This is a genomic window from Micromonospora sp. NPDC049049 (assembly GCF_040649115.1).
Lineage (GTDB): Bacteria > Actinomycetota > Actinomycetes > Mycobacteriales > Micromonosporaceae > Micromonospora.
On record NZ_JBEZEX010000046.1, the window covers coordinates 27,636 to 38,500 of the forward strand.

The following is a 10,865-nucleotide window of genomic DNA, read 5'->3' on the forward strand; positions in this document are numbered from 1 at the left end:
CGGTGTCCTCAGTGGTTGCGGTGGGCGGAGATGGTGAGTCGCCAGGTGACCTCGCCGGTGGCCGGGACGACCGCCGCGTCGGTGGGACCGGCGTCGACCAGGTCGAAGGCCGCGCCGAGCATCGGTTCGATGCCGACGCTGCGGTAAGGGCCGTTCGCCGGCCAGCCACCCAGGTTGCGCCAGAGCGCGGTGCTGCGGGGCTGGCCGGCGCACTCCAGCTCAAGAGTCAGCCGGTCGGCTCCGTCGATCACCTGCACCCGGGCGCAGTCGAGCAGCACCGCGCCGACCGCGGTCCCGTCGTCCGGGCCGAACGTGTCAAGGGTCAGCCCGGCCGGGGCCGGCCACGGCCCGGTCAACCACGGGTCGCCGGTGGGCCAGCCGCCCGGCGGCAGAAGCGCGGCGGCTTCCGGGTGCAGCCGGGTCGGGGTGCCGGCGGGCGCGTCGAGGCGGGCGGCGGGGGAGAGGTCGAGCAGGGCGTGCGCGGCCCAGACGAACCGGTGCCCGGGGTCGGCGGCCAGCCGGTAGTCGGCCACCACCACGCCGCCGGTGCCGGTGATCCGGCGGGTGAGGGTGAACGTCGGCCGTTCGATGACCGCGGTGCCGGGCCCGGCGCTGCGCCACGGCCGTGACCACACCTCGCCGTGGTCGGGCTCGCCGCGCACTGTGGGCAGGCACTCCTCCAGCCCACCGGCGTCGACGAACGCGTCGTCGGGGCGTACCTCGTGCCGGCCGGGTTCCGGGCCACGCCACAGCCACTCCCGGCCGCCGCCGCGCAGACTCGTCCACCGACCGCCGTGCGCGGCGTCGTACGCCACCCGCAGGGCCACCGGCCGCGCGCCGGTCACCACTCGGCGAAGGACCCGTCGGCGTGCTGCCAGACCGGGTTGCGCCAGGCGTGCGGCGTCTGGGCAGCCTTGCGGACTGCGGCCTCGTCGACGGTGATGCCCAGGCCGGGCCGGTCGAGGCGGGCGATGTGCCCGTCCACGAACCGGAACGGCTCCGGGTCGACCAGGTAGTCCAGCAACTCCGAGCCGGCGTTGTAGTGGATGCCGATGCTCTGCTCCTGGATCAGGAAGTTCGGCGTCGCGAAGGCCACCTGGAGGCTGGCCGCCAGGGAGATCGGGCCGAGCGGGCAGTGCGGGGCGAGTAGCGCGCCGTACGTCTCGGCCAGCGCGGCGATCCGGCGGACCTCGGAGATCCCGCCGGCGTGCGACAGGTCCGGTTGGACCACGGCGACCCCGGCCTGCAACGGGCCGAGGAACTCGTTGCGGCCGTAGAGCCGCTCGCCGGTGGCCACCGGGATCGGCGTGCTGGCGACGATGTCGCGCAGGTGGTGAGCCTGATCGGGCAGGACCGGCTCCTCCACGAAGAACGGACGCAGGGCGGCCAGCTCGGGCAGGATCCGGCGGACGGCGGCCATTCCGGCGCGACCGTGGAAGTCCACTGCGATGTCCCGCTCGGGGCCGAGCACCTCCCGGGCGGCGGCCACCCGGCCGACCACAGCGTCCACCTCGGCCGAGGTGGGGATCGGCGAGAGCCGCCCGCAGGCGTTCATCTTGACCCCGGTGAGGCCAGCGGCGACCTGGGCGGCGGCGGCGTCGGCCACCTCGCCGGGTTCGTCCCCGCCGATCCACGAGTAGATCCGTACCCGGTCGCGCACGTGCCCGCCGAGCAGCGCGTGCACGGGCGCGCCGTACGCCTGCCCTGCGATGTCCCAGAGCGCCTGGTCGAGGCCGGCGACCGCGCTGGAGAGGATCGGGCCGCCCCGGTAGAAGCCGCCCTTGGTGAGGACCTGCCAGTGCTGCTCGATGCGTAGCGGGTCCGCACCGATCAGATGTTCGGAGAGCACCTCGACCGCGCTGCGCACCACCTCGGCGCGGCCCTCGACCACCGGCTCACCCCACCCGACCAGCCCGTCGTCGGTCTCCACCCGGCAGAACAACCACCGTGGCGCGACCAGGAAGGTCTCGATCCGCTCGATCTTCACTGACTGCCCCTTCGTCCCCGTGCCTTCTCGACGTCGCGGACGGCCTTGTCCAGCAACTGACGCATCGCGGTCTCGGCCGCCGTCTCGTCCCGGTCGCGCAGCGCGTCGACCACCGCACGGTGGCTGGGCACCGGGTCGTCGTGCGCGGTGCCGCCGTGCACCAGCCGGTCCCGTTCGGCGAGCCCGGTCTCCATCACCACCTCCATCCGTTCCAGCAGTTCGTTGTGGGTGGCGGTGAGCAGCGCGCGGTGGAAGGCGAGGTCGGCGGCGATGGCGGCGGCGGGATCACCGTTGGCCTGGGCCATCTCGGCCAGTGCCTGGTCGAGGGCGGTCAGGTCGTCCTCGGTGGCACGGGTGGCGGCCAGCCGTGCGGCGGCCGGCTCGATGATGGCGCGCACCTCGTGCAGTTGGTCGAGCAACCGCTGGTCGGTGCCCTCGGCGAACTGCCAACGGATCACGTCACCGTCGAGCAGGTTCCAGTCCGCACGGGGTCGGACGAAGGTGCCGCGCTTCTGTCGGGCGTCGACGATGCCCTTGGCCGAGAGGACCTTCAGCGCCTCGCGGAGCGCGGTGAGGCTGACGTCGAACTCCTCCTGCAACGCGACGATGTTCAGCGTCGCGCCGGCGGCGATCTCGCCGGTGAGGATGCGACGGGCGATCGCTTCGACGGTCTGCCCGTGGACGCCGCGGCGTGCGTACTGTGCCAATGCTCCTGGCCTTTTCGCTGGTCGGTATCGATCTCTCAGGCCGAGGCTTTCACCGCTGTCCAGCCACCGTCCACCACGAGGCTCGCCCCGGTGATGTAGGCGGCGTCCGGCGAGGCGAGGAAGGCGACAGTGGCGGCCACGTCGTCCGGTGTGCCGAAGCGCTTCGCGACGGTCTCCGCGATGCTGCGCTGACGGTCCTCTTCGGACACGTCCGCCCAGGCGGCGGTGAGGATCGGCCCGGGCAGCACGGTGTTGACCCGGACCTGCGGGCCGTACTCGACGGCGAGCTGGCGGCCGAGCGCGACCAGGCCGCCCTTGGCCGCTGCGTACGCGGGCCGGCCGGGCAGCCCGACCAGCGCGTGCACCGAGGAGATCAGCACCACCGCGCCGGAGCGTGCCCGCAGGTCGTCCAGGCAGGCGCGGACGCCGAGGAACGAGCCGGTGAGGCTGACGCCGAGCTGGTGGTCCCAGGACTGCCGGCTGGTCTCGTGCGCCGGGGCGACCCGCACTGCGTACGCGGTGTTGACCAGGATGTCGACCGGGCCGAGGCGGTCGCGTACTGCGCTCACGGCAGTCGTCCAGTCGGCCTCGTCGCTGACATCGCCCACTACGGACAGTGCGCGGTGACCGCGCGCGGTCAGTTCCTCGGCGAGGGGGGCCGGGTCGGCGACGTCGAGCAGCGCGACCGCTGCCCCCTCGGCGGCGAGTCGCCGGGCGATGGCCGTGCCGATCCCACCCATCGCACCGGTGACCAGCGCGTTCTTGCCCTCAAGCCGACGCATAGGCTGATCCACGTGACCCTCGCCTTGATCTCGTCTAATCATTAATTACGAAGATATCTTGACAGTCGGCGACGGCCGATGCAACCTTCTGGTCACAGCATTCACATGGACGACACATCACGTGGTGACGCTGAGTGTCGTAAAGGAAGGGATACCTCCGTGAGCGACTTCGACCCCGGTCGCCGGCGATTCCTTGGCCACCTTGGGCTCGCCGGCCTGGGCGCGCTCGGCGCCAGCTCGTTCCTCAGCGCGTGCGCCAGCTCCGCCAGCGGGCCGACCACGAGCAACGGCTCGGGCGCTGTCACCATCCAGTCCAACCTCTCCTCGCCGCAGGCCAAGGCGGCGATGGAGAAGCTGATCGAGACCTTCAACGCGCAGGGCAAGGGCACGGCGAGTCTCAACACGATCGCCTCGGAGACCTTCCGGACCCAGCTGCCGACCTACCTGACCTCGGCCAACCCGCCGGACCTCTACACCTGGTACGCGGGCTCGGTCGCCAACGACTACGCCAGCAAGAACCTGCTGCTGGACGTCTCCGAGGTGTGGAAGTCGCTGGGCGACTACCCCGAGTCGTTGCGCACCCTCTCCACCGACGCCAGCGGCAAGCAGATCTTCGTGCCCATGAACAACTACTGGTGGGGCTTCTTCTACCGCAAGTCCAACTTCGCCAAGTGGGGCGTGCAGGAGCCGAAGACCTGGACCGAGTTCCTGGCGCTGTGCGAGACGCTGAAGAGCAAGGGCATCCCGCCGATCGGCATCGGGCTCGGCGACACCCCGTGGGTGGCCTCGGCCTGGTTCGACTACCTGAACATCCGGATCAACGGCGCGCCGTTCCACCGCGAACTGCTCGCCGGCAAGCAGCGCTTCGACGACCCGAAGGTCAAGGCGGTCTTCACCCGCTGGCGCGAGGCCCTGCCCTACTTCGACCCCAAGGGCAAGGCGTACCCGTTCCAGGAGGCGACCACCGCGCTGCTGGCCGGCAAGACCGGCATGTTCCTGATCGGCACGTTCTTCGCCGACGCGGCACCCAAGGACGCGCTCGGCGACCTGGACTTCTTCCGGTTCCCGATCATCGACCCGGCGGTGCCGCTGGCCGAGGAGGCCCCGACCGACGGCTTCTTCGCCAGCGCGAAGACCGCCAACCCGACCGGCACCAGGGCCCTGCTCAGCTACCTGGCCGGGGTCGAGGCCCAGGAGGCGTACGTCAAGGCCAGCTCCGGCATCGTGCTGCCGGCCAACCCCAAGGCCAAGGCGTCGGACTCGCCGCTGGTGGTCAAGGGCAAGGCGATGCTCGGCGAGGCCAAGGAGCTGACCCAGTTCTTCAACCGCGACTCCAGCGACGCACTCCAGCCGACCGCGGACACCGCGCTGACCAAGTTCATCGACAAGCCGGACCAGATCGACGCGATCCTGCGGGAGTGGCAGGCCGGCGCCGAGAAGGTCTTCAAGGGCTGACGTGACGGCAACGATCTCCACGACTTCGGTCACACCCACCCGGCGGCGGCGACGGTCGGCTCGACTGTCGCCGCTGCTGGTGGCGTTCGTCCTCGTGCCGTTCGCGGTCGAGAGCGTCTGGGTCTTCTGGCCGGCGATCCAGGGCTTCTGGTTCTCCCTCACCCGCTGGGACGGGATGACGCCGCCGACGTTCGTCGGCACCGACAACTACGTCGAGCTGGCCGGCGACGCCACCTTCCGGGGTGCGTTGGTCAACACGGTGATCTGGTTGGTGCTCTTCGGCGGCCTCTCCGTGCTGGGCGGCTTCGGGATGGCGCTCGTCCTGCAGAAGGAGCGGCGCTGGGTCGGCTTCTACCGGGCCGCGTTGTTCACCCCTGTGGTGTTCTCGCTGGTGGTGACCGCGCTGGTCTGGCGGGTCTTCTACCAACCCGACGGGATCGCCGACACGCTGCTGCGGGCGGTCGGCCTGGAGCAGCTGATCCGGCCCTGGCTCGCCGACCCGCAGACCGCCCTGTACGCCGTGATCCTGCCCGCGCTGTGGCGGCAGATCGGGTACGTGATGGTGCTGTTCCTGGCCGGGTTGAAGGCGATCGACCCGGCGCTGCACGAGGCGGCCCGGATGGACGGCGCGAACGCCTGGCAGCGGCTACGGCACGTCACGATTCCCCAGCTCAAGGGGGTCAACGCCGTGGTGCTGTCGGTCATCGTGATCGACTCGCTGCGCTCGTTCGACATCGTCTGGTCGCTGACCAGGGGCGGGCCGTACCACTCGTCGGAGCTGCTCAGCACCTACATGTACTCGACAGCGTTCCAGAGCCTGCGGCTTGGCTACGCCTCGGCGATCGCTGTCGTGATCTTCGTGCTCGCGCTGGCCGTCATCCTCGGCTACCTGGTCCGCGCGTTCCGGGAGGAAGCGTCATGAACAAGCTCCGTACCGGGGCCTTCCACACCGGCATGATCCTGCTCTCGCTGCTCTGGCTGGGCCCGGTGCTCTGGGTGGTGGTGATGTCCACCCGGTCGTTCGACGACATCGCCGCGCACGGCGTGGGCAGCCTGCCCCGGTCGTTCACATTGGACACCTACCGGCAGGCGTGGACCGACGGCGGCGAGCTACGGGCGCTGATCAACAGCATGCTGGTCACCGTTCCGTCGGTGGCGCTGAGTCTGGGGTTGGCCGCGATGGCGGCGTTCGCGCTGAGTCGCTTCCGGATCCCCGGGCGGCGCACGATCCTGCTGCTGATGCTCGCCGGGAACCTGCTCCCACCGCAGATCCTGCTCATCCCGGTGGCAAAGTTCAGCGAGCTGACCGGCCTGTACGACACGCTCTGGGCGTTGATCGCGGTGCAGGTCGGCTTCGGGCTCGGCTTCTACACGTTCGTCCTGCACGGCTTCATGCGGGACCTGCCGGGCGAGATCCAGGAGGCGGCCACCATCGACGGTGCCGGCACCGCGCAGATCTTCACCAAGGTGATGCTGCCGCTGACCCGACCCGCGCTGGCCGCTCTCGGGGCGCTCTCCTTCACCTGGATCTTCAACGACCTGCTCTGGGCGATCACCGTGCTGCGTACCGATGACAACATGCCGGTCACCCCGGCGCTGCTCGCCCTCCAGGGCCAGTTCGTCTCGTCCTGGAACGTCATCGCCGCCGGTACGGTCATCGCGGCCGTGCCCACCGTCGCGGTGTTCCTCCGCTTCCAGCGGCACTTCGTCTCCGGCCTGGCCCTGGGAGCGGTCAAGTGACCGCCGAGGTCGGGCAGCGCTGGACGCTGCGCGGCACGCACACCGAGTACACAGTGACCGTGCCCGCGCACGGTCGCTGGCTGGAACTTGTCGCGTGGGGACCGCACGGCGTCTCCGACGGGCCCTCGCCGGTCGCCTACGACGGCCCGGTCCCCTTCCTCACGGCCGGGGACGCGGCCCCCATCGAGTACGCCACCGACGCCGACCGCCCGTTCACCGGCGTCGACCTGGTGATCGAAACCTCGAACGGGCAGCGCCGGGTGGGCTTCGTGCACACCGGCGCGCGGGCCGACGCCGACCAGCGGAAACTGGCCGTCGAGTTCGCCGACCCGGTCACCGGGCTGCGCGCCACGGTGCATTACCGGGTTCCCGTCGGCACCGACGTGGTGCAGCGGTGGGTCGAGCTGGCCAACGACGGCGCGGACGCGCTGCGGGTCGTCCGGGCCGGTTCGGGCGGCTTCTGCGTGCCGACGCCCCACGGCGCCCTGCTCAGCCACCAGTGGGGCCAGTGGGAGCAGGAATTCCAGCTCTCCCACGTCGAGCTGGGCCACGGGACGTTCCGCATCGGCAGCTCCCAGGGCGTACCCGGGCATCTGCACGTGCCCTGGCTGGCCGTGCGCGACACCGCCGAGCCGGCCGGTCCGGCGTGGGGGATGGCGCTGGCCTGGACCGGCTCGTGGGAGATCAGCGCCGAGCGGGACACCGGCGGCCTGACCCGGGTCCGGGTCGGCCGTCAGCTGGTCGACGGCCCGCTGGAACTGGCCGCGGGTGAGCGGTTGACCCTGCCGGTGGCCACCGGGGCCTACAGCCCGGACGGCCTGGACGGGCTGGCCCGGGTCTGGCACACCCACCAGCGGCTACTGGCCGGCGATCGGCTCACCCCCCGCCCGGTGCTCTACAACTCCTGGGAAGCGACCTACTTCGCCGTCGAGGCGCACAGTCAGCTCGCGCTCGCCCGGATCGCCGCCGACCTGGGCGTGGAGACGTTCGTCGTGGACGACGGCTGGTTCGTCGGCCGCGACGACGACACCGCCGGGCTGGGCGACTGGACGCCCGACCCGGCGAAGTTCCCGGCCGGGTTCGACGCCTTCATCGCCGACGTCCGCGCGCTCGGGCTGAACTTCGGGCTCTGGGTCGAGCCCGAGTGCGTCAACCCGAAGTCCTCCCTGTACGCCGAGCACCCGGACTGGGTCTACTCCGTCGACGGGCGACCGCTCACCCCGGTCCGCAACCAGTACCTGCTCGACCTGGGCCGGCCGGAGGTCGCCGAGTTCGTCCACTCGACCGTCGACGGCCTGCTGCGCCGGTACGACATCGACTACCTGAAGTGGGACTTCAACAGGCCGCGTACCGAGCCGGGTCGGTCCGGCGGGGTGGGCCCGCTCGACCTGGACGGCGCGCACGTCGCCAACCTGCACCGGATCTACGAGCGGTTGCGCACCGACCATCCCGGTGTGCTGATCGAGGCGTGCGCCGGCGGGGGCGCGCGGACCGATCTGGCGATGGCTGCCCGAGCCGACGTCTTCTGGCCCAGCGACAACACCGGCCCGCTGGACCGGCTGGCCATCCAGTACGGCTTCCTGCACGCCAACGCCCCACACCTGCTCAGCTCCTGGGTCACCGACGCGCCCGGCCTGTTCGACAACCGCCCCCGCTCGCTGGCGTTCCGATTCGTCCTGGCGATGGCCGGTGTGCTCGGCATCGGCGCGGACATCCGGGCGTGGACCCCCGCCGAGCGGGCCGAGGCGGCCGGCTGGATCGCCCGCTACAAGGAGATCCGGGACGTCGTCACGCACGGCGAGGTACAACTGATCGGTGGCCCTGACCAGGCCCGCTGTGCCGTGCAGTACTCAGCGCCGGACGAGAGCCGGGTGGTGGTGCTGGCCTGGCACACCGGCCGGCTCGACGGAGCCGGGCTGCTCCCGTCCCGCCCGGTCCGGTTGCCCCTGCGCGGCCTCGACCCGGTTGCCCGTTACTCGGACGGCGATCGGCACTACTCCGGCAGCCACCTCGCCACCGTCGGCCTGCCCGTGCAGTGGAGCGCGACCCACGACGCCGACCTCATCGTGCTGACCCGCGACTGAGATCGGAGCACCACCACCCCCACCCCCGAGGGACAGGAGTACCTCCATGCGCCTGAACCGACCGCTGACCGCTGCCCTGGCCGTGCTCGGCCTGGGCCTGGCCAGCCCGATGCCGGCGATGGCCGGCCCACCCCACGCCGACCCAGCACAGGCGGGCCATGGGCTGGGCCGCCCCGGTCACGCTCCGGCGGCCACCGGCGCCGAGGACCAGGGTGCGCCGACCTTCTTCAACAGCGGGCTCGCCCCGACGCCCTACCAGGGCTGGAACACCTACTTCGGCCTCGGTGGTGATCCCACCGAGGCCGAAGTACGGTCGGTCACCGACTACATGGTCCACAGTGGCCTACGGGACGCCGGCTACACCTACGTCTGGATCGACGGCAACTGGGCCGCACCCACCCCGCGCGACGAGGCCGGCAAACTGGTCGCCGACCCGGCCCGCTTCCCTGGCGGGATGGCCGCGCTCGCCGCGTACATCCACAGCAAGGGGATGAAGGCCGGTATATACACCGACGCCGGTCCGTACCTGCCGGGACAGTGTGGGCTCGGCAGCAACGGCCACTACCAGGCCGACGTCGCCCAGTTCGCCGGCTGGGGCTTCGACGCGCTGAAGGCCGACTGGCTCTGCGGCCGGGCCGCCGGCCTCGACCCGGAGACCACCTTCCGGGAGTTGGCCGAGGCGGTACGCCAGTCGCCCCGACCGATGCTGCTCAACATCTGCAACCCGGTCAGCTCGGACTGGGGAGGCGGCCCGTACACCCCGGAGCAGCTCTCCACCTGGAGCTACACGTACGCGCCCACCATCGCCGACTCCTGGCGGACCTATACGGACGTGGGGCTCACCGACCCGTCCCCGCAGTGGGCGTACCCGTGGGTGCTGCGCAACATGGACGTCAACGCGTACCACCCGGCGGCCACCGGGCCGGGGCACTACAACGACCCGGACTACCTGCTGCCGATGCGTCCGCTGCCCGACGGTGGGTACGAGTTGAGCCTGGACGAGTCCAAGACGCAGCTCGGCATGTGGGCCATCATGGCCGCGCCGCTGGTGATCGGCTCCGACCCGCGTGGCCTGCCGAAGGAGATGATCTCGGCGCTGACCAACCCGGAGATCATCGCGGTGGACCAGGACCCGCTGGTCCGGCAGGGCGTCAAGGTCGCCGACACCGGCACCGACGCGCAGGTGTGGAGCAAGGTGCTCGCCGGCTCCGGCAAGCGTGCGGTCGCGCTGCTCAACCGGCACGACACCGCCCAGCAGGTCACTGTGAACTTCGCCGACGTCGCCCTCGGCGGGTCGGTCAAGGTCCGTGACCTGTGGGCCCGAACCACTGTGGACGCTCAGCCGGGCAGCCCGGGTGTGCAGCCGTTCACCGGCTCGTACACCGTCGAGGTGCCGGCGCACGGGGTGGCCATGCTCGGTCTGACCGGCACCGACCAGGTCGCCGGCGCCGACCTCGGTGGCACCGCCAGCGCCAGCCCGGCCCTGGTCCGGGTGGACGACACCCACGCCACCGCCTTCGTCCGCGACGCTGCCGGCGCGCTGGCCGTCAACACCCGCACCGGTACGACGTGGGGCACGCACTGGACCTCCCTCGGCGGCCCGGTCGGCGGCCGGATCCTCGGCCAGCCGGCGGCGTACGGCTCCGCGGACGGGCGGCTCGACGTCTTCGTCCGCGGCACCGACAACGCCGCCTGGCAGCGCAGCTACGTGGCCGGCAGTTGGGGACCGTGGCGCAGCCTCGGTGGCACGCTGACCGACGCGCCGACGGTGGCCTGGACGAACCCGACGCAATGGACCCTCGTCGCCCGCGGCGCCGACGGCAAGCTCTGGTCGCGTACGCCGAACGCCGGCTGGACCGGCGTCGGGGCTCCCGGGAACCGGCCGTTCTACGGCCGGCCGAGCGCTGTCGTCGACGATGCCGGCGTGCTGCACGTGGCGGTCCGCAGCCGAACCGACGAGGTGTGGTGGAGCAGTCGTACCGGGACCACCTGGTCTGCCTGGACCAACCTGGGCGGCACCACCAGCGGCAGCCCGACCCTGCTCGCCACCTCCGGCCGGGTCTACCTGTTCGCGCTGGCCGCCGACAACCGGCTCTGGCAGCGCAACCTG

Annotated in this window: 9 protein-coding genes; 5 read left to right on the plus strand and 4 right to left on the minus strand. The window is 71.4% G+C overall.

Annotated features, from left to right (window positions below):
* Positions 1-8: 8 nt before the first annotated feature.
* Genes AB0B68_RS30130 through AB0B68_RS30145 form a run of 4 tightly spaced genes read right to left on the minus strand, consistent with a single transcriptional unit; the run spans position 9 to position 3,476 of the window.
* Entirely contained in the window at positions 9-848 is an 840-nt protein-coding gene (locus AB0B68_RS30130; protein WP_357264269.1) for a hypothetical protein, read from the minus strand.
* On the minus strand, positions 842-1,987 hold the full coding sequence (gene dgoD / locus AB0B68_RS30135; protein ID WP_357264272.1) for a galactonate dehydratase: 1,146 nt from the start codon (positions 1,985-1,987) through the stop codon (positions 842-844). Before dgoD ends, AB0B68_RS30130 begins: the two co-directional genes overlap by 7 nt.
* The gene (locus tag AB0B68_RS30140; protein ID WP_357197375.1) at positions 1,984-2,694 is read right to left on the minus strand and encodes a FadR/GntR family transcriptional regulator; all 711 of its coding nucleotides are present in this window, start codon (positions 2,692-2,694) and stop codon (positions 1,984-1,986) included. Before AB0B68_RS30140 ends, dgoD begins: the two co-directional genes overlap by 4 nt.
* A gap of 35 nt (positions 2,695-2,729) precedes the next feature.
* A complete protein-coding gene (locus AB0B68_RS30145; protein ID WP_357197373.1) occupies positions 2,730-3,476 on the minus strand; it encodes an SDR family oxidoreductase in 747 nt (248 codons plus the stop codon).
* A gap of 159 nt (positions 3,477-3,635) precedes the next feature.
* Between AB0B68_RS30145 and AB0B68_RS30150 the strand changes: the two genes are divergently transcribed.
* From AB0B68_RS30150 to AB0B68_RS30170, 5 genes are all read left to right on the plus strand, one after another.
* Positions 3,636-4,931 carry an extracellular solute-binding protein gene (locus AB0B68_RS30150; protein WP_357197370.1) on the plus strand — a complete coding sequence of 432 codons (1,296 nt, stop codon included), beginning with the start codon at positions 3,636-3,638 and terminating at the stop codon, positions 4,929-4,931.
* A gap of 1 nt (position 4,932) precedes the next feature.
* The gene (locus AB0B68_RS30155) at positions 4,933-5,853 is read left to right on the plus strand and encodes a sugar ABC transporter permease (RefSeq protein ID WP_357264275.1); all 921 of its coding nucleotides are present in this window, start codon (positions 4,933-4,935) and stop codon (positions 5,851-5,853) included.
* Positions 5,850-6,671: a carbohydrate ABC transporter permease gene (locus tag AB0B68_RS30160; RefSeq protein ID WP_196920834.1), complete on the plus strand. Its 822-nt coding sequence runs from the start codon at positions 5,850-5,852 to the stop codon at positions 6,669-6,671. Before AB0B68_RS30155 ends, AB0B68_RS30160 begins: the two co-directional genes overlap by 4 nt.
* Complete coding sequence (locus AB0B68_RS30165) at positions 6,668-8,755, plus strand: alpha-galactosidase (RefSeq protein ID WP_357197367.1); 2,088 nt, start codon at positions 6,668-6,670, stop codon at positions 8,753-8,755. Before AB0B68_RS30160 ends, AB0B68_RS30165 begins: the two co-directional genes overlap by 4 nt.
* A gap of 46 nt (positions 8,756-8,801) precedes the next feature.
* Positions 8,802-10,865, plus strand: a 2,064-nt coding sequence (locus tag AB0B68_RS30170; RefSeq protein ID WP_357264278.1) for a glycoside hydrolase family 27 protein, incomplete at its 3' end; no start/stop codon positions are given.